The 23834-nt window shown below is 66.9% G+C and carries 27 protein-coding genes; 16 read left to right on the forward strand and 11 right to left on the reverse strand.

Annotated features, from left to right (window positions below; all coding sequences use genetic code 11):
* The first annotated feature begins 165 nt into the window (after positions 1-165).
* From ACFVVI_RS25440 to ACFVVI_RS25450, 3 genes are all read left to right on the forward strand, one after another.
* Complete coding sequence (locus ACFVVI_RS25440; RefSeq protein ID WP_378991478.1) at positions 166-702, forward strand: sigma-70 family RNA polymerase sigma factor; 537 nt, start codon at positions 166-168, stop codon at positions 700-702.
* A 187-nt stretch (positions 703-889) separates the two neighbouring features.
* Positions 890-2518 (forward strand): N-acetylmuramoyl-L-alanine amidase, encoded by a 1629-nt coding sequence (locus ACFVVI_RS25445; protein WP_387447177.1) that lies wholly within the window; start codon positions 890-892, stop codon positions 2516-2518.
* A 127-nt stretch (positions 2519-2645) separates the two neighbouring features.
* On the forward strand, positions 2646-3677 hold the full coding sequence (locus ACFVVI_RS25450) for a CobW family GTP-binding protein (RefSeq protein WP_387447178.1): 1032 nt from the start codon (positions 2646-2648) through the stop codon (positions 3675-3677).
* Positions 3678-3679: 2 nt separating this feature from the next.
* Here the strand turns inward: ACFVVI_RS25450 and ACFVVI_RS25455 are convergent, their stop codons facing one another.
* Genes ACFVVI_RS25455 through glp form a run of 3 tightly spaced genes read right to left on the reverse strand, consistent with a single transcriptional unit; the run spans position 3680 to position 6388 of the window.
* On the reverse strand, positions 3680-4111 hold the full coding sequence (locus ACFVVI_RS25455; protein ID WP_387447179.1) for a molybdenum cofactor biosynthesis protein MoaE: 432 nt from the start codon (positions 4109-4111) through the stop codon (positions 3680-3682).
* A complete protein-coding gene (gene moaCB, locus ACFVVI_RS25460; RefSeq protein ID WP_387447180.1) occupies positions 4104-5186 on the reverse strand; it encodes a bifunctional molybdenum cofactor biosynthesis protein MoaC/MoaB in 1083 nt (360 codons plus the stop codon). Before moaCB ends, ACFVVI_RS25455 begins: the two co-directional genes overlap by 8 nt.
* Positions 5183-6388, reverse strand: a complete 1206-nt coding sequence (gene glp / locus ACFVVI_RS25465; RefSeq protein ID WP_387447181.1) for a gephyrin-like molybdotransferase Glp — start codon at positions 6386-6388, stop codon at positions 5183-5185. Before glp ends, moaCB begins: the two co-directional genes overlap by 4 nt.
* 142 nt (positions 6389-6530) lie before the next feature.
* Here glp and moaA point away from each other — a divergent pair, with 142 nt between their 5' ends.
* The 3 genes from moaA to ACFVVI_RS25480 are packed head-to-tail and all read left to right on the forward strand — an operon-like array spanning position 6531 to position 8189.
* The gene (gene moaA / locus ACFVVI_RS25470; protein ID WP_378991486.1) at positions 6531-7589 is read left to right on the forward strand and encodes a GTP 3',8-cyclase MoaA; all 1059 of its coding nucleotides are present in this window, start codon (positions 6531-6533) and stop codon (positions 7587-7589) included.
* Positions 7582-7824 (forward strand): MoaD/ThiS family protein, encoded by a 243-nt coding sequence (locus ACFVVI_RS25475; protein ID WP_056812377.1) that lies wholly within the window; start codon positions 7582-7584, stop codon positions 7822-7824. Before moaA ends, ACFVVI_RS25475 begins: the two co-directional genes overlap by 8 nt.
* A gap of 2 nt (positions 7825-7826) precedes the next feature.
* Positions 7827-8189, forward strand: a complete 363-nt coding sequence (locus ACFVVI_RS25480; protein ID WP_387447182.1) for an iron chaperone — start codon at positions 7827-7829, stop codon at positions 8187-8189.
* A 24-nt stretch (positions 8190-8213) separates the two neighbouring features.
* On the opposite strand, the gene nadE is transcribed toward ACFVVI_RS25480, so the two are convergent.
* Positions 8214-9038, reverse strand: a complete 825-nt coding sequence (gene nadE, locus ACFVVI_RS25485) for an ammonia-dependent NAD(+) synthetase (protein WP_378633155.1) — start codon at positions 9036-9038, stop codon at positions 8214-8216.
* Positions 9039-9044: 6 nt separating this feature from the next.
* Positions 9045-9692, reverse strand: coding sequence for a TetR/AcrR family transcriptional regulator (locus tag ACFVVI_RS25490; protein WP_387447281.1), 648 nt, complete (start codon positions 9690-9692; stop codon positions 9045-9047).
* Between the two features lie 96 nt (positions 9693-9788).
* On the opposite strand from ACFVVI_RS25490, the gene ACFVVI_RS25495 reads away from it, so the two are divergent.
* From ACFVVI_RS25495 to ACFVVI_RS25515, 5 genes are all read left to right on the forward strand, one after another.
* Positions 9789-10358 carry an NAD(P)H-dependent oxidoreductase gene (locus tag ACFVVI_RS25495; RefSeq protein WP_378991493.1) on the forward strand — a complete coding sequence of 190 codons (570 nt, stop codon included), beginning with the start codon at positions 9789-9791 and terminating at the stop codon, positions 10356-10358.
* 387 nt (positions 10359-10745) lie between these two features.
* Entirely contained in the window at positions 10746-10979 is a 234-nt protein-coding gene (gene nrdH, locus ACFVVI_RS25500; RefSeq protein WP_358063548.1) for a glutaredoxin-like protein NrdH, read from the forward strand.
* Between the two features lie 30 nt (positions 10980-11009).
* Positions 11010-11483, forward strand: coding sequence for a class Ib ribonucleoside-diphosphate reductase assembly flavoprotein NrdI (gene nrdI, locus ACFVVI_RS25505; RefSeq protein WP_378991494.1), 474 nt, complete (start codon positions 11010-11012; stop codon positions 11481-11483).
* 11 nt (positions 11484-11494) lie between these two features.
* Positions 11495-13624, forward strand: coding sequence for a class 1b ribonucleoside-diphosphate reductase subunit alpha (nrdE, locus tag ACFVVI_RS25510; RefSeq protein WP_378991634.1), 2130 nt, complete (start codon positions 11495-11497; stop codon positions 13622-13624).
* Positions 13625-13656: 32 nt separating this feature from the next.
* The gene (locus tag ACFVVI_RS25515) at positions 13657-14439 is read left to right on the forward strand and encodes an NUMOD3 domain-containing DNA-binding protein (RefSeq protein WP_378991495.1); all 783 of its coding nucleotides are present in this window, start codon (positions 13657-13659) and stop codon (positions 14437-14439) included.
* A 68-nt stretch (positions 14440-14507) separates the two neighbouring features.
* Here the strand turns inward: ACFVVI_RS25515 and ACFVVI_RS25520 are convergent, their stop codons facing one another.
* Entirely contained in the window at positions 14508-14948 is a 441-nt protein-coding gene (locus tag ACFVVI_RS25520; protein WP_378991496.1) for an RDD family protein, read from the reverse strand.
* Positions 14949-15019: 71 nt separating this feature from the next.
* Positions 15020-16504, reverse strand: a complete 1485-nt coding sequence (locus tag ACFVVI_RS25525) for a cellulase family glycosylhydrolase (protein ID WP_378991497.1) — start codon at positions 16502-16504, stop codon at positions 15020-15022.
* A gap of 118 nt (positions 16505-16622) precedes the next feature.
* On the opposite strand from ACFVVI_RS25525, the gene ACFVVI_RS25530 reads away from it, so the two are divergent.
* Both ACFVVI_RS25530 and ACFVVI_RS25535 read left to right on the forward strand, forming a co-directional pair.
* Positions 16623-16751: a hypothetical protein gene (locus ACFVVI_RS25530; protein ID WP_378991498.1), complete on the forward strand. Its 129-nt coding sequence runs from the start codon at positions 16623-16625 to the stop codon at positions 16749-16751.
* A 156-nt stretch (positions 16752-16907) separates the two neighbouring features.
* On the forward strand, positions 16908-17396 hold the full coding sequence (locus ACFVVI_RS25535) for a DUF3558 family protein (protein WP_387447183.1): 489 nt from the start codon (positions 16908-16910) through the stop codon (positions 17394-17396).
* A gap of 17 nt (positions 17397-17413) precedes the next feature.
* Here the strand turns inward: ACFVVI_RS25535 and ACFVVI_RS25540 are convergent, their stop codons facing one another.
* A complete protein-coding gene (locus ACFVVI_RS25540; protein WP_387447184.1) occupies positions 17414-17869 on the reverse strand; it encodes an RDD family protein in 456 nt (151 codons plus the stop codon).
* 41 nt (positions 17870-17910) lie between these two features.
* Positions 17911-18903 carry an LLM class F420-dependent oxidoreductase gene (locus tag ACFVVI_RS25545; protein ID WP_378991502.1) on the reverse strand — a complete coding sequence of 331 codons (993 nt, stop codon included), beginning with the start codon at positions 18901-18903 and terminating at the stop codon, positions 17911-17913.
* Positions 18904-19088: 185 nt separating this feature from the next.
* On the opposite strand from ACFVVI_RS25545, the gene ACFVVI_RS25550 reads away from it, so the two are divergent.
* Entirely contained in the window at positions 19089-19616 is a 528-nt protein-coding gene (locus ACFVVI_RS25550) for a hypothetical protein (RefSeq protein WP_387447185.1), read from the forward strand.
* Here ACFVVI_RS25550 and ACFVVI_RS25555 read toward each other — a convergent pair.
* Positions 19595-20281 carry a DUF899 family protein gene (locus ACFVVI_RS25555; protein ID WP_378991504.1) on the reverse strand — a complete coding sequence of 229 codons (687 nt, stop codon included), beginning with the start codon at positions 20279-20281 and terminating at the stop codon, positions 19595-19597. The two genes, ACFVVI_RS25550 and ACFVVI_RS25555, sit on opposite strands and share 22 nt — an antisense overlap.
* An 80-nt stretch (positions 20282-20361) precedes the next feature.
* Between ACFVVI_RS25555 and ACFVVI_RS25560 the strand changes: the two genes are divergently transcribed.
* Both ACFVVI_RS25560 and mgtE read left to right on the forward strand, forming a co-directional pair.
* Positions 20362-20937, forward strand: a complete 576-nt coding sequence (locus ACFVVI_RS25560; RefSeq protein WP_387447186.1) for a TetR/AcrR family transcriptional regulator — start codon at positions 20362-20364, stop codon at positions 20935-20937.
* A gap of 361 nt (positions 20938-21298) precedes the next feature.
* Entirely contained in the window at positions 21299-22747 is a 1449-nt protein-coding gene (gene mgtE, locus ACFVVI_RS25565; RefSeq protein WP_378991507.1) for a magnesium transporter, read from the forward strand.
* Here mgtE and ACFVVI_RS25570 read toward each other — a convergent pair.
* On the reverse strand, positions 22744-23724 hold the full coding sequence (locus ACFVVI_RS25570; protein ID WP_387447187.1) for a peptidase: 981 nt from the start codon (positions 23722-23724) through the stop codon (positions 22744-22746). The two genes, mgtE and ACFVVI_RS25570, sit on opposite strands and share 4 nt — an antisense overlap.
* Between the last annotated feature and the right edge of the window lie 110 nt (positions 23725-23834).

Genomic DNA, 23834 nt, shown 5'->3' on the forward strand with positions numbered 1-23834 from the left:
TGATCGGGCCCGGAAACGAACGAGCCCGGCGTCCCTGCTCCCCCCTCCTGGAGCAGGCCCGGCCGGGCTCGCAAGAACTACCTTCCGGCACGGCCCCAGCAGGATCCTGAAGAGTCGCTTAACGCGCGGCGTTGTCATCGTCGCGGTCTGCCGCGATAACCCCATATGACGGACAACTCCTGCGGTGCGCACTGCGCGCGCCTGTGTACCAGGGACGGGCTGGCCGAGGTGCTGGCCACCGATCGCGGTCTGCTGCACTGGCGGGCCATGCGCAGTCTCAGCGACGCGGGCCTGGCGGAGCACGCGGTGCAGGAAACGTTGCTGCGCGGCTGGCGTTCGTGCCACGACTTCGACGGTCGCAAGGGCAGCGTGCGGACCTGGCTGCTGGCGATCGAACACAACGTCATCATCGACATCGTGCGGGCCAGAGCCATCCGCCCCGGTGATGTGGGCTGGGACGATATCACCGAGGTGTCCGTCTGCGGCAAACCGGATTTCGCCGACGGACTGGTCGACGGGTTACTGGTCGATCAGCTCCTCGCCCGACTCCCGGAACCGCAGCGGGCAGCCGTGACCGAGGTGATCTTGCACGACCGCGGCTACCGGGAAGTCGCCGCCGATTTCGGCGTTCCGATCGGGACCGTGAAGACCCGGGTTCACTATGCGCTGCGGTCGCTGCGCCAATTGCCAGAAGTTGCCTGACCTAGCCTGCTGACGGCTCATCTGGGCATCCGACCAGCGTCTTTTGATACTCCTATCCAGTTACATTTCGGTAACTGTGCTTGCCCTGTGGTTGTCAACGTTGCAAGAGTGAACCACTGGGTTTGGTGTTACCAGGTGTTACCAATGGGAAGGGAGGGGTGCTCCGGTCCCGGAGCACCGACCGAACATGCAACCAAACATCATCAAGGCCGGAATCTGCTCTACCGTCTCCGCCGCGGTGGTGGTGTCGCTGTCGGGATTGGTCCCCGTGACCGCCCACGCCGCCCCTGAACCAGCGACCAGCGAGCAGCTCGCCGGTAAGACGATCTTTCTCGACCCCGGTCATCAGGGGACGGCGCATTCCGAGGACCTGAGCCGCCAGGTCGACAACGGTCGCGGCGGTACCAAGGACTGCCAGACCACCGGCATGACCTCGCTCAACGGCATCCCCGAGCACACCATCAACTGGGATGTCGCCCAGCTCGTGCGCGCGTCTCTGGAGGCACTGGGTGCCGATGTGGTGCTGAGCCGCGCCGACGACACCGGGTGGGGCGGCTGCGTCGACGATCGCGCCCGCGCCGCCAACCAGTCCGGTGCCGACGTGGCGGTGAGCATTCACGCCGACAGCGCGGGCCCCGACCAGCACGGCTTCCACATGATCGTGCCCCAGCTCCCCATTCCCGACTCGATCGCCGACAAGGCGCAATCCGGTGGTGGGCGACTCGTGTCGAGCGCGGTCCGCGACGCCTACCTGGCGGCCGGCTTCTCACCCGCGAACTACGCGGGCGTCAAGGCGGGCCTGCAGACCCGCGAGGATGTGGCGGGCCCGGCGCTGACGCAGGTGCCGCTGGTGTTCGTCGAGATGGGCAACGGCGCCAATGTCGGCGACGCCGCCCGCCTGGAATCGCGCGAAGGCCAGCTCGAGCACGCCGTCGCCATCGCGACCGGCGTCGTCGGGTTCCTGCTGAACAAGCCGATTCCCGCCTACGCCGCCGCGCCGGGTCGGATCCCGGTCGCGACGACCGCACAGGAACCCCAGCGCGCACCCGCCGCCGACCCGACCGAGACCCCCACGCCCAGCACCGACGCACCCGCGCCCGGACCGGCAGGGAGCCAGAACGGAGCTTCCGCCCCGGCCGAGGATCCCAACGCCGCCGGAACTCCCGCCGAGGGTACGAACGGCGCGCCGGCGCCCACCACCGATCCGGCCGAGCCCACGCAGCCGTCGAAGAAGCCCAGCGGGACCACCGCGTCGACGCCGGAATCCGACACGACGACACCCGCACCGGCCCAGTCGCCCGCTTCGACGACTGCGACGCCGGGAGCGAAAGCGCCCGCCCACGCTCCCGCACCGGCACCTGCGCAAGCTCCCGCGCCCGACCGGGCACCGGCCGATTCGTCCGCGCCTCCCAGCGGCCCGAGCGAACAGACGGCACCGTCCGAGCGCCCGGCTCCCGCCGACGCCAACGCGCCTGCCACTGCTGCTCCGATCCCCCAACGGGTCCCGATCGCGAACCCGGGTCCGGTAGCCCCCGTCCGCACCGCGTCTCCCGGCGCCCCGGCCCGCACCGCGTCACCCGGGGCTCCCGCCGCACCGTCCACCACCACCCCGAAGAACCGCGGCACCAGCCCGAAAACCCAGGCGACGCCCAACGAATCCGAGCTCGATCTGAGCACGCTCGGCGGTCCGATCACCACCGTCATGACGCTGCTCATGCCGCTGGCTCAAGCGCTCGGCATGGACGAGTCGACCATCCCCGGCCAGCTGATCAATCTCGCGTACACCCTGGTAGGCATGGTTTTCAGCCCGTCCTGACCGCCGTTGGCCGCACGTCGACCCGCCCACCTCTGATCGCAGGGGTGGGCGGTGTGCTGCATGGGGACGGACGGAGGAATCCGGCGTGGTGGACCGGTCGACGTCGCCGCGGTGACAGGGTGGCAGCATGGGTGCGGTGATTCCTGTCGTGATCGTTGCTGGGTTTCTCGGTTCGGGGAAGACGACCCTGCTCAATTACCTGTTGCGCAACAATCGGGGAACCCGGATCGGGGTAGTGGTCAACGATTTCGGGGCGGTGAACATCGACGCGATGCTGGTGGCGGGGCAGGTCGACGCGATGGTGTCGCTCGGCAACGGGTGTGTGTGCTGCGCGGTGGACGTGTCCGAACTCGACGATCTGTTCGCGCAGCTGGCGCAGCCGCGCAGCGCGGTGGATGTGATCGTGGTGGAGGCCAGCGGACTGGCCGAGCCGCGCAACCTGATCCGGATGGTGATCGCCAACCCCAACCCGCGCATCACCTACGGCGGCCTGGTCGAAGTGGTCGACGCCGAGCAGTTCGCCGCCACCAGCACGCAACATCCTGAGCTGGTGACCCATCTGCGGATGGCGGATCTGGTGCTGGTGAACAAGGCCGATCGAGTCGGGGCCGAGGCGCTGGCCGATTTGCGCGCACAGCTGACCGACTGCGTCGGGCAGGTGCCGGTGTACGCGACGACGCACGGCCGCATCGACCCCGGTCTGCTGTTCGACGATCGGGCACCCGAGCAGCTGAAAACAGCCGAGCAACTGAGCTTCGACACATTGCTCGACGACCATGATCACGACGACCCCGACCATCGCCACCTTCACGACGACTACGTCTCGGTGGCGTTCACGAGCGAGCGCGCGTTGAATCCGCGTGCGCTGGTGGCCTTTCTGGAAGATCCGCCGTCAGGACTGTTCCGTGCCAAGGGATGTGTCGCGTTCGCGGTGGCAGGGGAGCGCCGTAAGTTCGAAGTCCACCTGGTAGGCAGGCACGTGGTCGTCACCCCCGGAAGCTGGGCGCGCGGCGAGCGCCGTGTCTCGAATCTGGTGCTGATCGGTGCCGGACTGGATACGGTCGCGGCGTTGAAGCGCTTGCACGACACCGTCTTCGACGGTGAGACGCCGTTGGACGAGCAGGAGATGCTCGGCGTGTGGCGCTACGCCACGCAGTAGCGTCAGCCGCAGGCGTTGACCCATTCGGAAAGCCCGTCGGCGAACAACTGCCGCTTCCAGATCGGCACCTCGTGCTTGATCCGGTCGACCAGCTCGGCGCAGACGGTGAACGCCTCGGCCCGATGCGGCGCGGCCACCGCCACCACGATCGCCAGCCCGCCGATCGTGAGTGACCCGATGCGATGCGTCGCCGCGACCGGAAGTCCGCTCGCCTGCGCCACTTCCGCGCAGATCGCGTGCAGGAAGCGCTCGGCCTGGGGATGCGCGGAGTACTCCAGCGAGGTCACCGCCTGGCCACCGTCGTGGTTGCGCACCTTGCCGGTGAACACCACCACCGCGCCGAATTCCGGTCCTTCGACCGCCTTTTCGACGGCGAGGGGATCGAGGTCGTGATCGCTGATGGTCGCCAGCCGAACCGCACCGAAGTCACTCATGGTTGCCGCCTCCGGCTACTTGCGCGAGCAGATGATCCAACAGCGGTTCCAGCACCGCCGTCCCGTCCTTCACCCCGCCGGGCGAACCGGGCAGGTTCACGACAACGGTCCCACCGGCCAGCCCGGCAACGCCGCGACTCAGCGCGGCGAGGGGGAACTTCGCGGTCCCACGCTGCCGAATGGCATCGGCGACACCGGGTAGCTCACGATCGAGCACGGCGCGGGTGGCCTCGGGTGTCGCGTCGGTGGGCGAGGCACCGGTGCCACCGGTGGTGACGACGAGCGCCGGCGCTCCGCTGAGTGCGTCGGCCAGCCCGGCGGCGATCTCGGCATCGGCGTAGACCAGTGGCCCACGCACCGAAAAACCTCGCGCGGTCAGCCAGTCGACGAGGACGGGCCCGGTGGTGTCGGTGCGGGTACCGGCCGCGGTACCGGTAGACGCGACAACCACGACCGCGGTCCGCGAAAAGATCGGGGCGTCAGGCGATTGCGCCGCAGCGCCGCCCTGGGAGTCGGTGGTCGCAGGCAGCGCGGACTCGGCACCGGCGCTCGCGTCCACCTGTGCCGATCGGTCGAGCGCCGGTGTGCCGGTGTCGGATCGATCCTCGGGCCGCACCCAATGCCCGTGCTTTCCACCCTCCTTGGTGACCAGCCGAACCCCGTTCATCACGGCAGCGGGATCCACCGCCTTCACCATGTCGTGCAGGGTCAGCCCGGCCACGGCGACAGCGGTCAGTGCCTCCATCTCGACCCCGGTGGGCCCCTTGGTCTTCGCCGTCGCCTCGACTGTGATGGTGGTCTCGGTGAACCCGAACTCCACCTTCACCGACGACAACGCCAGCTGATGGCACAGCGGAATCAGCTCGGAAGTCTTTTTCGCACCGGCGATTCCGGCCAGTCGTGCCGTGGACAGCACATCGGCCTTGGGCATTCCCTCGGCCCGCACCAACGCGATCACTTCCGCGGTCGTCTGCAATTCGCCTGCGGCGACAGCGATCCGGGTGGTGTCGGCTTTCGCGCTGACGTCGACCATGCGCGCGCGACCCTCGCGGTCGACGTGGGACAACTCGCTCATAGCGATAAGATTCGCACAGCGACACCGGCGGCCAGCGAGGTGACCTCGGCGGGAACGTCGACCAGGACATCGGCCCAGGCCATCCCCGCGATGAGATGTGAGCCGGGGCCCGAGATCACTTCCACCCCGTCCTCGGTCAGCAGGCCGCGCAGGTATTGGCGACGACCGGCGGGGGAGCGAAGCGGTGTGAGCAGAGTGGTCTCGCCGCTCACGAGCTCCGGCAATCCGGCCAGCGCGCGTACGGCGGGGCGCGCGAACACAGCGTAGGACACCATCGTGCTCACCGGGTTGCCCGGGAAGCTGAGCACGGGGACCTCGTCGACCACCGTGTAGCCCTGCGGTCCGCCCGGCTGCACCGCGACCGAGCCGAAGGTCCCGCCGAGCGGGCCCAGCACATCCTTGACGACCTCGAAGTCACCCTTGGACACGCCACCGGAGGTGAAGACCAGGTCGGCGACGGCGGTCGCGGCGTGCAGTACCGAGGTGAACACCGCGGGGTCGTCGGTGCTGTGCGCGACCTCGACCACCTCGACACCGTCGGCCCGCAACGCGGCGGCCAGCGCGATGCCGTTGGAGTTGTAGATCTGGCCCGGGGCCAGCGCGGCGCCCGCGGGCCGGAGTTCGTCCCCGGTGGTGATGCAGACAGCGCGTAATCGGCTCAGGGCAGGCACCGTGGGCAGGCCGACAGCGGCCAGTGCGGCGATATGGCGGGGCGCGAGCACCGTGCCTACCCGCGCGACGAGCTCGCCGGTGCGCACATCGGTACCGGCTTCGCGCACGAATTCGCCACGTCCGCGGCCACGTTCGACCACGATCCGCCCCTCGCCCGCCTGCACATCCTCGACCGGCACCACACAGTCGGCGCCGGGGGGCATCGGCGCACCGGTCATCACCTTCACCGCGGATCCGGCGGGCAGCGCGTCGGTGCCCGGCCTACCCGCCGCCACCACGCCGGCCACCGGCAGCGTGACCGGGGTGACGGCCACATCGGCCGCCCGCACCGCGTAGCCGTCCATCGCCGAGTTACGGAACACCGGCAGATCGATCGGCGACACCACATCGGCCGACAGCGTGCGGCCGAGCGCCTCGGGGACCGGCACCTGTTCATCCGGGCGGTCGGCGAGGCGGGCCAGCAGCGCGGCGACGGTGTCGCGGTACTCGTCGACGCTGCGCGCCGACGCGGTAGCGGGCCGGGGAGTCATGCTGCCAGCTTAATCGTCGGTGTCGGGGCCGGTCGGGGTCGTGTTGCTCACGGTGGTGGGTGGGCGACGGTGAGCTGACGAGTTCGCGAAGAATCGGCCCGGCGCACGGAATGTGACGGGCCTTACGGGTCATACTGTAGAGATGACGCTGGTCGAGATGGGGATACCCGCCGTGCGATCGGAGCGGCCGTCCCTGGACGGCAGGCCCGAGACGCCGTTCCTCGTCGACCGCTTCGGCCGGATCGCTCGCGACCTGCGCGTGTCCATCACCGAGAAGTGTTCGCTGCGCTGCACCTATTGCATGCCCGAAGAGGGCTTGCCGCCGATCCCGCGCCAGGAACTGCTCACCGCCGACGAGATCGTGCGGCTGGTGTCGCTGGCGGTGCGCGAGCTGGGTGTGCGGGAGGTGCGGTTCACCGGCGGCGAACCGCTGATGCGCCGTGAACTGGAACAGATCATCGCGGGCTGTCATGCGGCGGTGCCCGGCACCCCGCTGGCTATGACGACGAACGGCGTCGGCCTGGAACATCGCATCCATAAGCTCGCCGCGGCTGGTCTGACCAGGGTCAACGTCTCCCTCGACACCGTCGACCGGGAAGATTTCACCCGCCTCACCCGCCGCGACCGGCTGGAGTCGGTCCTCAACGGCATCCGTGCCGCGCGCGACGCGGGGATGGCGCCGGTGAAGGTCAACGCCGTGCTGATGCGCCAGAATCTGGCGGGCGCCGCCGACTTGCTCGCGTGGTGCCTGGCCGAACAGTGCGAACTGCGCTTCATCGAGGAGATGCCCCTCGACGCCGACCACGAGTGGGCCCGCGATCACATGGTGACCGCCGCCGACCTGCTCGACGTCCTCGGCGAGCGCTTCACCCTGACCCCCACCGCCCGTGCCGACCCGTCCGCCCCGGCCGAGAAATGGCTGGTCGACGGTGGCCCGGCAACAGTCGGGATCATCGCCACGGTCACGCGCAAGTTCTGCGACAGCTGCGACCGCACCCGGCTCACCGCCGACGGCATGCTGCGTTCGTGCCTGTTCAGCGACCAGGAGTTCGACGTGCGCACCGCGCTGCGGGCAGGCGCCGACGACGACGAGGTCGCCGAACTGTGGCGCGGTGCCATGTGGCAGAAATGGGCCGGTCACGGTATCGACGCCGCCGGTTTCGTCCCCCCGGAACGCACGATGGGAGCCATCGGTGGTTGAGGTCCGCTATTTCGCCGCCATCGCCGACGCGGTCGGCAAGAACACCGAATCTCTCGACCTCCCCGACGGCGCCACCGTCGCCGACCTGCGCGCCACTCTCGCCGCCACCTACGGCTCCGACATCGACAGCCTCGTCGGCGTCTGTGCCTTCCTCATCGGCGACGAGCTCACCCGCGACCCGTCGGCCATGCTCCGCGACCGAGTCGACGTTCTCCCGCCTTTCGCGGGCGGCTAGCCGTGGTCCAGAGCAAGGCCCCCGACGTAGCGACCTACCTCGCCGAAGTCCCGGCGGATCGCCGCGAGGCGCTCACCAGGCTGCGCGACCTGTGCCTCCAGGAGCTGCCGGGCTTCACCGAGGTGATGTCCTACGGGATGCCCGCCTACGAACGCGACGGCACCGGCGAGGTCGCCTTCGCCGGCCAGAAGCACTACATCTCCTTCTACCTCCTGCGCTCCGACGTCCGCGCGGCGTTCGCCGACCGTCTCGCGAGCCAGGACATGGGCAAAGGATGCCTGCGCTTTCGCAAAGAACCGGACTACGAGCTGGTTCGGGACCTGCTGCGAGCTACCGCGTCCGGTGAAGGCGCCCAGATCTGCTGATCCGGTGGGGCCGGGAGCACGCCCCTAGCGCCACCAGGTGTCGAGCGGTGTCACCGGGACGGTGCGCTTGTGGCGGGTGTTGGTGAAGATCGACTCCACGCGGGCGGCCACCTCGGGGGTGACGTCCTTGCCTTCGAGGTAGTCGTCGATCTCGGCGTAGCGCAGGCCGAGTGCGTCCTCGTCGGCGAGGGCGGGGCGGTCGTCTTCGAGGTCGGCGGTGGGGACCTTGGACCAGATGCTCGAGGGGGCGCCCAGTTCTTGCAGGAGGGCCGCGCCCTGGCGCTTGGTGAGACCGGTGAGGGGAGTCAGGTCGACACCGCCGTCGCCGAACTTGGTGAAGAACCCGGTGACCGCTTCGGCCGCGTGATCGGTGCCGACCACCAGCAGGCTTTCCTGGCCCGCGAGGGCGTACTGGGCGACCATCCGCTCACGCGCCTTGATGTTGCCGCGCACGAAGTCGCGCAGGCGCTCGTGATCGAGCGCGCCCGCCACCTCGATGCCCACCGCATCGGCGCTGGGCCGGATGTTCACCACGACCGTGCGATCGGGGTCGATGAAATTCAAGGCGGTCTGCGCGTCGTGTTCGTCGGCCTGCACGCCGTAGGGCAGCCGCACCGCGAGGAACTTCGCCTCGACACCGTCGGCGCGAAGCTCCTCGACGGCCAGCTGGCACAGCCGACCGGCCAGCGCACTGTCCTGGCCGCCACTGATCCCGAGGGCGAATCCCTTGGCCGGGGTGGTGGCCAGGTAGTCCTTCAGGAAGTCGACGCGCCGCCGGACCTCCTGCTTCGCCTCGATCTCGGGCAGCACACCCAATTCGGCAATGATCTGTTCACGCAGTGTCCCCATGCGTTCTCACTCTACTTGGGGGACAGGCGAAACGACCCGGCGAACGAGCCATTCCCAGTTGTCGCCGATCTGATCGCGCGTGTAGCCGAGCACTTCGACCTGGTGGATGACCAGCGCCGCCGTCAGTGTGGACAGCAGGGTGTCGGCGATCAGCGGAACCTCACCGTCGACGCCGATCGCGCGAAGCAGCAGCATGACGTGCGCCTTGTGCAGGGCGTAGGGTCCGCCACCGAAACGCCCGTCCTTCTCCGCGGCCTGGTGCAGATCGCCCTCGACCTCGATATCGAGCAGCCGGGTGCGCCCGAAGGCGATCAGCCGCTCGACCGGGCCTGCCTCGGGACCGAGCGGCGCGGGCCCGAACATGAACGCGGCCTGGAATTTCTGCTCGGAGTGATCCAGCAGGGCCAGCATGAGCCCGGTTCGGTTGCCGAACCGGCGAAAGACCGTGCCCTTGCCGACCCCCGCGCGTTTGGCGAGCGCGTCCATCGTGAGGTCGTCGACGCCGTGCTCGCGCACCAGCTGCTGGGCCGCGTCGAGCAGCAGTGCGCGATTGCGCGCGGCGTCGGCACGTTCGACGGGTTCCGCGCTGCCGGGCAGCGGCCGCCCGATCCCCAGCAGGGGCGGCTCGTCGGACTGGGGTGTGCCATAGCTCACGCCGCTCACACGTCCTCCGCGGGAAGTAATCGGACCGGGGTCCGGTTAATGTCGGATGAAACTTGGATCATTCCACTGAGTACACCAGGAGTCGCAATGAGCGAGACCCGCATCCTTACTCTCGTCGGAAGCCTGCGCGCGGGCTCCATCAATCGCCGCCTGGCCGAGGCTGCCGTACAGACCGCGCCCGCCGGTGTCGATATCGCCATCTACGAGGGTCTCGGCGAGATTCCGTTCTACAACGAAGACCTCGATGTTCCCGGTGAGGTGCCCGCGCAGGCCGAGGCGCTGCGTGCCGCCGTCGCCGCGGCCGACGCCGTCCTGCTGGTCACCCCCGAGTACAACGGCACCCTGCCCGCCGTGCTGAAGAACGCCATCGACTGGGCCTCGCGTCCGTACGGCGCCGGTGCGATCAAGGGTAAGCCGGTCGCCGTGGTGAGCGCGTCGATCAGCCCGAACGCCGCAGCGTGGGCGCACGGCGACACCGTCAAGTCCGTCGGCGTGGCGGGCGGCGTCGTCGTCGAGTCGGCGCATGCGCAGTTCGCGACCATCGGCGAGCGTTTCGCGCAGACCCATCCGGCCGAGGACGCCGAGGCGCTGACCCAGCTCGGCGCGACCGTGCACGAGTTGGTCGCCGCGGTGAACGGCACGTTGGTCACGGCGTAAGCTGGTCGTTCGGCAGGGCGTCGCATCCGTCACGGATGCGACGCCCTTTCGCTGTCCACCGAGTTTGCTGAAGACTCGCCGGTAGATGAAATCGTGATCTGAACCACTGTTTTCCCTGCTGGCCGGTGGCCCGTCCTGGGACTTACCGCGTGGGAATTACATCCGTGCGACTCGCAACACCTTGTGTTGTTCCCATCTGTCGGACACTAGGTGTAGTGTCTGTCGTACTGGAAGACGGTGTGGAGCCACCACTGATCGGGCCCAAGGGAAGGGGTTGCGAGCAGGGCTTTCTTCGCTAGATCCAGGAGTTTGCGCAGCATCACCCGTTCGTGCATTGCATACGGATCACAGGCTGTGGATCAGGCATAGGAGAGAGGGACTTCCATCATGACCATCACCGTGTACACCAAGCCCGCTTGCGTGCAGTGCAACGCCACCTACAAGGCTCTCGACAAGGTCGGCGTGGACTACGACGTCATCGACATCTCGGAGAACGACGAGGCGCGTGACTTCGTCATGGCGCTGGGCTACCTGCAGGCGCCGATCGTCGTCGCGGGTGACGATCACTGGTCGGGCTTCCGTCCCGATCGCATCAAGGCGCTCGCCGTCGCGGCTGCCTAGTTCGCACCGGTTCGCCGGTAAGGAGGCGCCATGCCCGAGCAGAGGACTCCGGGCGGGCTGGTCTACTTCTCCAGCGCTTCGGAGAACACTCATCGTTTCGTCGAGAAGCTCGGTCTCCCGGCAACTCGACTTCCGCTACACACCACCGCTGAATCGCCGCGGATCGACGAACCCTACGTGCTGATCACCCCCACCTATGGTGGTGGTCGGCACGTCATGGGTGGAGAGCGTCCCGACAAGGACCTCGTTCCGCGGCAAGTCGCCAAGTTCCTCAACGACCCACACAACCGCGCGCTGCTGCGCGGGGTGATCGCGGCCGGCAACACGAACTTCGGCGATACCTATTGCGTTGCAGGAGACATCATCTCGCAAAAATGCGGGGTGCCGTATCTGTATCGCTTCGAACTCATGGGAACCGCTGAGGACGTCGCGCGCGTCCGAGAGGGATTGGGATTGTTTTGGCAACAGCAACCACAGCACCGGCAGGCAAGTCAGCACGCCTAGAGCAGTCGGCGGTGCGCGGCGAGGCGGGCGAGGTGCTCGACTACCACGCCCTCAACGCGATGCTGAACCTGTACGGCCCCAACGGCGAGATCCAGTTCGACAAGGATCGCGAGGCCGCGCACCAGTACTTCCTGCAGCATGTGAACCAGAACACCGTCTTCTTCCACAATCTGGACGAGAAGCTGGACTACCTGGTCAAGGAGAACTACTACGAGACCGAGGTGCTCGACCAGTACGGTCGCCCCTTCGTCAAGCAGCTGTTCCAGCAGGCCTACGCCAAGAAGTTCCGGTTCCCGACCTTCCTCGGCGCGTTCAAGTACTACACCTCGTACACGCTCAAGACCTTCGACGGTAAGCGCTACCTGGAGCGTTTCGAGGATCGCGTCTGCATGGTCGCGCTGACGCTGGCCGCCGGCGACGAGGTGCTGGCGAGCAACCTGGTCGACGAGATCATCGACGGCCGGTTCCAGCCCGCCACCCCCACCTTCCTCAACTCCGGCAAGAAGCAGCGCGGCGAGCCCGTGTCCTGCTTCCTGCTGCGTATCGAGGACAACATGGAGTCCATCGGGCGCTCCATCAACTCCGCGCTGCAGCTGTCCAAGCGCGGTGGCGGTGTCGCGCTGCTGCTCAGCAACATTCGTGAGCACGGTGCCCCGATCAAGAAGATCGAGAACCAGAGCTCGGGAGTCATCCCGATCATGAAGCTGCTGGAGGACTCCTTCTCCTACGCGAACCAGCTGGGTGCGCGTCAGGGCGCGGGCGCGGTGTACCTGCACGCCCACCACCCCGATATCTACCGTTTCCTCGACACCAAGCGCGAGAACGCGGACGAGAAGATCCGCATCAAGACGCTCTCGCTCGGTGTGGTGATCCCCGACATCACCTTCGAGCTGGCGAAGAAGAACGAGGACATGTACCTGTTCTCGCCCTATGACGTCGAGCGTATCTACGGTGTGCCGTTCGCCGATGTGAACGTCACCGAGAAGTACTACGAGATGGTCGACGACAAGCGCATCCGCAAGTCGAAGATCAAGGCGCGCGAGTTCTTCCAGACGATCGCCGAGCTGCAGTTCGAGTCGGGCTACCCCTACATCATGTTCGAGGACACGGTGAACCGGGCCAACCCGATCAAGGGCAAGATCACCCACTCGAACCTGTGCTCGGAGATCCTGCAGGTCTCCACCCCCTCGGAATTCAACGATGATCTGTCGTATTCCAAGGTGGGCAAGGACATCTCGTGCAACCTGGGTTCGCTCAACATCGCCAAGGCGATGGATTCGCCCGACTTCGGTCAGACGATCGAGACCTCGATCCGCGCGCTCACCGCCGTCTCGGATCAGACCCACATCTTCTCGGTGCCCTCGATCGAGCAGGGCAACAACGAGTCCCACGCCATCGGCCTCGGTCAGATGAACCTGCACGGATACCTGGCGCGTGAGCGGGTCCACTACGGCTCCGAAGAAGGTGTGGACTTCACCAACATCTACTTCTACACCGTGGTCTACCACGCGATTCGGGCCTCGAACCTGATCGCCAAGGAGCGCGGCTCCGCGTTCGGTGGGTTCGCCGACTCCAAGTACGCCAGCGGCGAGTACTTCGACAAGTACACCGACCAGGCATGGGAACCCAAGACCGACAAGGTGGCTCAGATGTTCGCCGACGCCGGCGTGCGCATCCCCACCCAGGACGACTGGCGTCTGCTCAAGGCCTCGGTGCAGGAATACGGCATCTACAACCAGAACCTGCAGGCCGTGCCGCCGACCGGTTCGATCTCCTACATCAACCACTCGACCAGCTCGATCCACCCGGTGGCGTCGAAGATCGAGATCCGTAAGGAAGGCAAGATCGGCCGCGTCTACTACCCGGCCCCTTACCTGGACAACGACAATCTCGAGTACTTCGCTGACGCATATGAAATCGGCTACGAAAAAATCATCGACACCTACGCCGCGGCCACGCAGCACGTGGACCAGGGCTTGTCATTAACCCTGTTCTTCAAAGACACTGCAACCACCCGCGACATCAACAAAGCCCAGATCTACGCCTGGCGCAAGGGAATCAAGACGCTCTACTACATCCGATTGCGCCAAATGGCCTTGCAAGGGACTGAAATAGAGAATTGCGTCAGCTGCATGCTGTAATTCCTCGTTAGCAAACTCGGCGCGGAGGTCAGATGGGCACGGCAACTGCTGGTGTGATCTACGGAGTTCGCCTCCGCGCCGAGTTCGACTACCGCTACGTAGGGCTGACAACAAAGTCGGAGCATGTGCGACTCCGTCAGCACTTCAAGGTCGCCAGCACTGGTCGAAAGACCCCGTTCTATGACTGGCTGCGAAAACAGGACCGCGACGAGGTGATAGCGGATGTCCTGGATTGGGTATGGGGCCTGAAGAAGCTCGGTCGGGCTGAGATCGATTGGATCGCGTACCTTCGTAAGGAAGGCCAGCCGCTACTCAACCTGGCTGATGGCGGACTCGGGCCTGTTGGGGTGGTCTGGACTGCGGAAATGCGGGAGGCGGCGCGGATCCGGTCGACTGGTCGGCCCGGTGTGAGTCGGTACGGCGAAGAGAATCCATTTCACGGGCGCACTCACTCGGCTTCACAGCGAGAGAAATGGTCGCTCGAACGCAAAGGCACATACGAAGGCGAAGCCAATCCGAACTATGGGAAGTTCGGCCCAGAACACCCTGGATTCGGCCGTGTGATGTCGGAGCAATCGCGTCTGCGCCTTTCGGAGACGAGAACCGGCGCGGGAAATCCGAACTACGGGCGGACAGCCAGCGCCGAGACTCGAGCGAAGATGTCTGCTGTTCGGAAGGGGCGGCCAATGCCCTCTAGCAGACGTAACGCACACACTCGCTATCATACGAACAAGGCTGTGTTCAAAGAATCTTGTGCGTATTGCGTTGAGGATCTTGCGACGCGCGACGATCCCAAACCGGATGCCGATAGCTGAACCCTCGCTGCCAGCAGATGGGTCAGGCAATCCAAATTCTTTGTCGCGAGCCGATCCGGTCCCTGGTGTCAGTCGGTAGTGCTGAAGAGGTCGAAGCAGGACCAGCCGCCGCGGAACCACTGGACGGTGAGCTGCCAGGTCGACGGGTAGGTGCCGTCGGCGTAGCGCAGTCGGAGTCCGTACCGGCACTTGCCGATCGTTGTCCGGGTGAGGTGCTGGATGACCGTGCGGTGCAGGAAGGACGCGCTCAGCCAGGCGAGGAGGCCGTACAGGACGGCTGTCGGGCCGGGTGCGAGGTACCAGGCGGTGGCGCCGATCGCGGCGTGCAGCGTCATATCGATGAGGAACGCGGGGATCACGCCGGTCTCGTCGCCGCTGGAAGTGCGTCCGGTGAGCGGGAATTCGTCTGTCGAGCGCTCCCGCGTTTCGGATGTGACGAACATCGGCTCGGCGTCACGTTCGTATCCGCGCTCCCGCGTCGCGTGCCGGGACGGTGCTGCGTTGCTCATGGAGGTCAGCGTGGTCGACACCGCTTAACAAGCACCCGGTGCCGACCTTGCCGACCTGATCACCGCCGGTGTCAGCCCGCGGATCCCGATGACAGCCAGGGGAATCCGGATGCCGAGCCGGTGCCACCGCCGGAGGGAAGATCCGCTCCCGCCGAGCCGGGGCGGTGGATGCGAACGGTGACCGGGTCGGTGCCGTCGGCTTCCACGGTAACGATGCGCGCGCCGGGCGCCGAGGTGACCCGGCCGCCGGTGACCTTCACCTCGTAGCCGTCCGGATGGAACAGATCCGAGACGTAGATCTCGGTCGGCGCCGAGGCCTGGCGAGGCCGGTACCGATACGCGAAATCACCTGTGCTGGAGTCGAAGACCATGCCATCGGGAATTCCCGCGGTGGCTTGTGGATAGGTGCGGACCAGTTCGCGCCCGAGTTCACCGCGGAAAGGATCACCGTCGCGGGCGCTGTAATGCCAGTAGTGCCAGCCGACGAACCGTTCGTCGGCCCGGGTGGTGGTGTTGCGCAACACAGTCGGATCGCCGTCGCCGAATTCGGTGACCATGGTGGGGATGTCGGTGCGGTCGGCGAACGCGTCGATGTTCGACCAGGTCCGGTCCTGCTGCGGCGGGCACAGGGCGCGCAGCTCCTCGGGCAGGCCGAGGTAGATCGCGAGCTGGCTGGGAATGCAGTAATCGTGCGGGGAGAAAACGATGTTCGGGCTGGTGATCGGTGGATTCTTGCCCAGGTGGCTGGGCATGGTCTCGTTCCAGGTGACATTCGGTTCCCAGAACACCGGCACCGTGGCATTGCGTGCCCGCACCGCATCGGTCAGCTGTTGCAGCGCCCGTTGATATTTCACGTCGAAGTCGGGGCAGCCGTCGGGATAGCAGGTGAGAAACGCTGAGCCGGGCCACGGTTCGTTGAGCAACTCGATCCCGAGCACGCTCGCGCGCCCGGTCATGCGCTCGGCGAGCGCGCCCAGCGCCACCCCCAGATGGTTCAGCACCCCGTAGGTGTTGTTCCACACCTCGTCCCACCCGGCATTCATGCTCGGCATCAGGTAGTACAGCGGGAATCCGGGATTCGGCTCACCGTCCGCGGGCCGGGCGCGGATCGCCCATTCGGGAAACCCGTTGCCGTTCCAGATCTTCGACAATCCGTCCTGGTGATTGTCGAGCAACGTGTAGATGCCGTGCGCGGCAAGGGTATCCACGACATTCTCGACCCGGTCTAGGTAGGCGGTATCGACAACACCCGCCGTCGGCATCAGTCCGTCGAACGAGACCCCGAGCCGGACTGTGGTGAACCCGTGCCGAGCCAGTGTCGCCGCCGCTTCGTCGGTGAGGGTGAATCCGTCACCGGGTTGCAGGTAGGGCGCGTCCTTGTCGACGGTGTTCACCCCGTGGAGCAGCACGGTGCGTCCGTACCCGTCGATCAACGCCGACCCCTGTGCCCGCAGGGGCGTCAGCGGTCTCGCGGGGTCGGCGGTCACCGGGGCGCTGCTCACGGCCAGCCCGGCTGCGAGTGCGAGCGCCGTCATCCAGCGCACCGGTCGCCTCATCGTCCTCATCATCTGCGTCCTCGATCCCCAGGTGGACGCTCGTTCAACTGAACGAATGTCCAAGTCTGTTGGCGAGAGAACATAGCCGGACCGCCATGATGTGGTCAAGGCCACAATCATGAAAGAGCCTGAATCGCTTCGTGTTCGATGCCGGATCTGCCTGGCCGCCGCTGTCGACGAGCTGCTGGCCGCGGGCTGGGCTATCGCGGATCCGCTGTCGGAGCACGCCGGCAGTGAACGGGGGTAACCCTCGGCCTGTGGCCGGTGCGGGGTGTGGGTGTTCGTCACAGTCGTGGTGTGAGTGAGGTGGTGACCGGACCAAGTCTTGTCGAACGATCGCTCGGTGAGGTTGCGAGCCTTGTTAACGTGGCCGCGTTTTGCGATGCACGGTGAGAGGGAACGGATGAAGCGCGCGCTCATGGTGGTAGCGACCGGAGGATTGGCGTTGGCGACGCTCGTCGGATGCGCGAGCGCGGAGCCCGAGGCCGCGCAACCGAAGGCATTGTTCGAGCCGTGCACCGGAGTCACCGCGGACGCACTACAGAAGGCCGGTGTCGACCCCGCGACGAAGGTGGCGGCAGGTGCGGTGTCCGCCGGTTGGCAGACCTGCGAATGGACCGGCGCCACCGCCTACCTGAGGGTGTTCTCGACCTCGCGAACTCTCGCGGAGTTCGAGAAGGAAGCAGGTCCGACACCTTTCACGGACTACACGGTCGCGGGCCGCGCCGGCCGTCGCCTCGGCGACACCCCTACCTCCTGCGACATCCTCTTCGCCGCGTCCCAAGGCGTCATCCGCATGGTCGTGGTGAACAACCCCACCCAGCAGACCGCCGACGCCTGCGCCACCCTGCGCCACATGGGCGATTCGATCATTCCGACCTTCCCGACCTGAGCCGAGTCCGACTGGGTTCAGCCGAACGAGCAGCAGAGTTCGATGGTGCAACCGGCGCCGCGAAACCATTCTGCGACGAGGCGGCCGAGGGTGGGGTAGGTGCCGTCGGCGTAGCGGATTCGAAGGCCGAACAGCGACTTGCCGAGCGTTGTTCGGGTGAGGCGCTGGACGAAGGTCCGGTGGGTGAACGAGGCGGCCAGCCAGGCCAGGGCGCCGTACGCGAAGGCCACCGGGGTCGGGAACACGAACCAGACAGCGGCGCCGATCGCGAGGTGCAGTGCCATGTCGATGGGGAACGCGAGCCACATCCAGGTGGAGCTGCCGTGTGTGTTCGTCGCGAGCAGCGGGAACTCGGGTTTCGACTCCGGCTTGTCGGGGACCGCGGGAACGAAGATCAGTCGGCCGTCAACATCTCGCTCGTATCCGGCGGCGAGAACCTTCGCCTCGTTCCGCACGGTCACCGGGTCGCTCATGGACGAAAAGGTAGGTGGCGACGCTTATGACCGGCCGTGGATTACGCCAATGCCGGGATCACCTCGCGTTCGAAGAGTTCGATGCCGGAGGTGTCGTAGGCGGCTTCGGGGAAGTTGACGATGGTGTACGCGAGGCCGAGGTTCTTCACCTTCGTGAGGCGTTCGACGATTTGTTCCGGGGTGCCGACGGCCGCGCTGGCTGCGAACTGTTCGTGCACACGGGCTTTCGCCTCATCGGCGCCGAGGAAGGGAGTGAAGCGGTCGACGATGGTCGAGAGTCGTTCCTGCACTTCGGTTTCTGTGGTACCCACAATGGCGTTGAAGTTCGAGCTGCGGGTGATGGCGGAGAAATCGGTACCGACCTCTTCGCAGTGCTGGCGCAGGATGTCGGACTTGCGGGCGAACTCGTCGGGGTCGCCGCTGAAGTTGGTGTAGTCAGCGTATTTGGCGGCGATGCGCAGGGTCTTCTTCTCGCCGCCACCGGCGATCCAGATCGGAATCCCGTTCTCCTGCAACGGTCGTGGGTGCACGATGGCGTCGTCGACCTGGTAGTACTTGCCGTCCAGGGTCGCTCGGCCGGTCTTCCACGCCTCGCGGAAGATCTGGACACCTTCGTCGAGGCGGCCGAGGCGCTCACCGGCGGACGGGAAGCCGTAACCGTAAGCGCGCCACTCGTGTTCGTACCAGCCGCCGCCGATGCCCATCTCCACCCGGCCACCCGAGATGAGATCGACGGTGGCTGCCACCTTGGCGAGGTAGGCGGGGTTGCGGTAGCTCATGGCAGTACACATCTGGCCCAGCCGCACCCGGGAGGTGGTGGCCGCGAACGCCGCCATCAACGTCCACGCCTCGTGGGTGGCTTCGTCGGTGGGAACGGGCGTGGTGTGGAAGTGGTCGTAGACCCAGATCGACTCCCAATCGGAGCCCGCGTCGAACCGCTGGGCCAGTTCGCGCATCACCGACCACTGGTCGGCCGGTTCGATACCGACCAGATCTAGCCGCCAGCCCTGGGGAACGAAGATGCCGAAGCGCACAGGTTTTCTCCTGGAGTGAATGGAACTCGAGCGGCGCGCCACACGCCGCGGCTGTCGAGATCCACTGTTCCACTTCTACGCGCTCAGGCAACTATTGTGCGCGCACCGCGCTGAACCCTGGACCGGCCGTTATGCGCCGAAAATCAGTTGGCACGCGGGGAAAACCCGGGCATGCTTGCAGACGTATGAACAATATTTCGCTACCCCGCCTCGGCGTCGACTTCGGCCGAGTGATTCAGGGGGCCGCGCTCACACCGGGCGCCGCGGACACCGTATTCCTGTCGGGCGGCTTCGACGAAGCAATGAGCACTCCACCCGGTCCCGGCGCGTTCGCGGTGCTCAACCGGCTGGTGAGCCGCTTCGACGGCAACGCCTGGGTGATCTCGAAATGCGGTCCGCGCATCGAACAGCGCACCAGGCAATGGCTCGACCATCACGACTTCGCCGCCCGCACCGGCATTGCCCGAGAACACTTGCGCTTCTGCAGAACTCGCGCGGGCAAGGCGCCGCACTGCGCCGAACTCGGCATCACGCACATGATCGACGACCGGCTCGAAGTGCACGCGACCCTGCGCGATCTGGTGCCCAGGCTGTACTTGTTCGGCGCGCAGACCGGGCCGATCCCGTCGTGGCTGACCCACACGCCCGACTGGCCCGCGGTCGAGCGTGCGGTCGGCGCGGATCTCGCAGGTCAGACGCTCGGATCGCCGTAGGACGCGGCGATGTCCTTGCTGCTCGGCCACCCGCTGTAGGTCGGTGATTGCGGCCAACCCTCGGGGCTGTCCTGCCATTCCTCCTGGCGGCCGTAGGGAAGCGCGTCGATGAGGCCGAAGGTGTAGGCGAGTTGTTCGGTGCCGCGGCCGTCGGTGTGCCAGCTGCGGTAGACGGTGTCGCCGTCGCGCAGGAAAGTGTTCACGGCGAAACCCGCGCCGGGGCCCGCGCCCATGTCGGCGCCGAACGGGCTGTCGGCGGTCGAATACCAGGTCATCGCGTTGCCGACGCGCTTCTTGTAGGCGAGTGCCTCGTCCATCGGCCCCTGCGTCACGATGACGAATCGCGCGTCGTAGCCGTCGAGGAAGTCCAGTCGTGCGTACTGCGCGGTGAGGCCGGTGCAGCCGGGGCACTGCCAGGTGTTTCCCGGTGTCCACATGTGGTGATAGGTGATCAGTTGCGAGTGTCCGTCGAAGACCTCGGCGAGTGAAACGCCGCTGCCGTCTTCGGCTGTGAGCGTGTAGTCGGGCAGGCGGACGGCGGGCATGCGCCGGCGCTGGGCGGCGACGGCGTCGAGTTCGCGGGTCGCGGCCTTCTCCCGGATCCGGAGCTGATCGAGTTCGGCCTGCCAGACGTCCTGATCGACGATGGTGGGCAATGCGGTCATGGTGAGCCACCCTTCAATGTGTACGGCGTGCACATTTGATATGTTCACACCGTACACTCCGGCGAAAGGGGCTTCAAGAGTTGGCCTATCACCACGGTGACCTCGCGGCGGCATTGGTCGAGGCCGGGCTGGAACTCACCAGGGCCGGCGGCCCCGGCGCCTTGACCATCCGTGCGGTCACCCGCCAGGTCGGCGTCACGCCGAACGCCGCCTACCGGCACTTTCCCGACCGGCGCGCCCTGCTGCGCGCGGTCTCGGCCGCGATCGAGTCCAGGATGGCCGAGGGGATGGAGCGCAGCCCCGCGACCGGTCGTGCGAGCCTGCGCGCGGTCGGTCTCGGCTATATCGGGTTCGCGCTGCTCGAGCCCGGCTGGTTCGCGGTCGCGTTCTTCGGTGCCGGTGACACCTCGCCCGAGTCGGTCGTCGACTCGCCCGCCTACCTCGCCCTCGCCGACGCGCTCGACATGATGGTGCACATCGGCGAGCTCGCTCCGGCGGCGCGTGCGGGTGCGACCTGGAGTTGCTGGTCCACCGTGCACGGATTCGCGGAACTGGCGTTGCGCGGGCCGTTGCGGCACCTGGACCGCGCCGAACTGTGGCCGCTCGCCGAACAGGCCGTCGACACGGTCATCGCGGGGCTGCCGTCGGTGGTGTGATCGGTATCACTGTGACCAGTGGTACGCGAGCTGAAGGTGAAACGATCGGCCCTCGCATGTAGTCTCATCAGTGGAAGGGTGTGCCCGAGTGGGTACTCCAAGCGATCCGCGGAGCGATCACCCGCGGCGACTGCGAGGAGGTGGGGTTGCAATGTGCAACGAACCTCCCAGTCGAAGGCCGCGCGGCGTCACCCCTTCGTCCTCGTACTGCCGATCCTGACCTGCTCGGTCCGGTCTGTGCGTGCCGGCCTCGGTGGTGGACGCCCCGCGGTGTGAACCACCGTCACTCGTTCCACTTCTCGCGCATCCTGTAGCTGTCCGTGCCGCAGGCGTGCGCGCTGTCACGCCAGAGGACTCGATCATGTCGAACGTCGATCTCGTCACCACCCGTCATGTGCCCACCGAAACCGTTGTGCCCGAAGTGGTTTCACCACGCCGCGCGGCGGTGGAAGACCACGCTGTCACCGAGGCGCTCGCGATCCTGTCCGAATCGGTGCGCGACATCGTCGAGACCCACCGGGTCTGTGGCGGCCTGGACTGGCTCGACAACCGGCCGCCGCACGTCATCGCCGACGCGCTGGCCCGCATGGACGCCGTGCAGGCCGGTGTCGTGTTCCGGCTGCTCGACAAGGAGCGCGCGCTCAGCGTGTTCGAGGAGCTGGAGCCGGTCGACCAGCAGCAGATCCTGCAGGGCCTGCGCGAGAAGAGCTTTCGCGATCTCGTCGAGGCGATGGACCCCGACGACCGCGCCCGCATGCTGCACGAAGCGCCCGCCAAGGTCGCCAAGAAGGTCCTCGCCGGGCTGAGCCCGCGCGAGCGCCGGATGACCGCCACGCTGCTCGGCTACCCCGAGGGCTCGGTCGGGCTGTACATGACGCCGGAAGTCGTTGCGCTGCCGGACAATCTGACCGTCGCGCAGGCGCTGGGTTGTGTGCGCGCCAAGGGCGCCAACGCCGAAACGGTCTACACGCTGCCCGTGGTCGATCGCGGCCGCCGCCTCACCGGCATCGTCGAACTGCGCGAGCTGGTGCTGCACGCGCCGGACGCGATGGTGTCCGAGCTAGTCGTCACCGAGCCGCCGTTCGTGCGGGCCACCGATGCCGCGGAGAAGGCCGCCCGGCTGATGAGTTCCACCAACCTCATCAACCTGGTGGTCGTCGACAGCGAGGACCGGGTGGTCGGGCTGCTCACCATCGACGACGCGATGGAGGTGCTCGAGGCCGCCGACAGCGAGGACGTCGCCAAGCAGGCCGGTTCGGCGCCGTGGGAGGGCCACTACATGGCCGCCAAGGTGTTCCAGCTGGCGCGGTATCGGGCGCTGTGGTTGATGCTGCTGCTGTTCGCGGCGACCCTGACCGTGAGTGTCACCGACATGTTCGCCACGACGCTCGAACAGGCCGCGAGCCTGGCGCTGTTCATCCCGTTGCTGATCGGCGCGGGCGGCAACGCGGGTGCGCAGGCGGCGACGGCGTGCGTGCGCGCGCTGGCCGTCGGCGAGGTGCGGGTCTCGGATCTGTTCAAGGTGATCTGGCGCGAATGCCGGGTCGGGCTGGTGCTCGGCAGCATGCTGGCCGCGGCCGGACTGCTGATCGGCACGGTGTTCGTGGGGCCGAAGATCGCCATCGTCGTGGCCATCACGTTGGTGGTCATCTGCGGCTGGGCGGCGACCATCGGCGGCACGATGCCGTTGCTGGCCAAGAAGTTCCGGATCGACCCCGCGGTCGTGTCGGCGCCGATGGTGACCACCCTGGTCGATGCGACCGGGCTGATCATCTACTTCACGACCGCGAAGCTCGTGCTGGGGATCTAACGCTGCGGAAAGAGTGTGAGCGCCTGTGCCATGACGTCTTTCGCGACGTCGTCGGTGGCGGCGACCACCTCGACCACGGGGATGCGCCTGCCGAAAACGGTGGATTCGGCGGGCAGTTCTGGGCCGACGGCCGCGGTGTAGATCGGGATCGAGCTGTCGTACACCGAGACCGAGCGGTGCACGGTGCGGCCGTTGATGTGGTCCTCGGTGCTGTTGGCGGCGAGATACTCGGGCACGCGGTACTCGTAGCTCACGGTGATCTTCTCGCCGCGATAACCGAACAGGCACTGAGTGAGTCGCTGTTCGTCGTCGGGGACGGCGCCGGCCAGTCTGCCCCGGACCGTGCACGGATCCGCGCCGAGCAGCACCGTCGGCGCGGTGTCGGGGGAGGTGCCCTGTTTCGGCGACTGTCGCCAGCGCTCGATCATGCCGGGCACGAGTTCGTCGGCGACCGCGCACGGGTTCTTGCCCGGTGTGGAAAGGCCGAGATAGAAGGCCGCGCTCGACGGGAACTGGGCGGTCACGCCGCAGGCCCGCGGTTCGCCCGTATCGCGGTCGGGGACCGTGCGGACGTTCGCGTCGCCGATCTGCCGCGTGGTGCCCCGGCCACCGGCCGACAGGCTGCTCAGCAGGGTGGCGTGCCAGGTCAGGGTCGAGCCCTCACCGGCTTTGTCGCTGCCGATGATGGCCCGGCACGAATCCAGGCCGACGGTCACGCTCTTGACCTCGCCGAGCCGTGCCAGCGTGTCGCGCGGAAGCAGCGCGCAGACATCGACCTGGCGGGTCGCCTGGGCGACCTCGGCTCGCTGGGCGAAATCCTGGGGGACCTTCGACCAGAACTCGGGGGGCTGGGCGGGTATCACCGGTGCGGGCGGCGGCGGCAGCTCCCCGTAATCGGGTGGGTTGCCCGCGTCGTCACTCCCGCATCCGGCGCACACGAGCAACGCGGCAGCGGCCAGCGTCATCCTGCGATCCATCGGCACCCCTGTCCTCGACAGATACGGGCCCGGACCCGCGCCCGACCACCGAGTCTGCCCGTGACGGCAACTCTCGTGCAAACATCACGCCAGGTCGTTCTCAGAACGTT

Origin of the sequence: Nocardia sp. NPDC058114 (assembly GCF_042884695.1) — a bacterium.
Taxonomy (GTDB): Bacteria; Actinomycetota; Actinomycetes; order Mycobacteriales; family Mycobacteriaceae; genus Nocardia.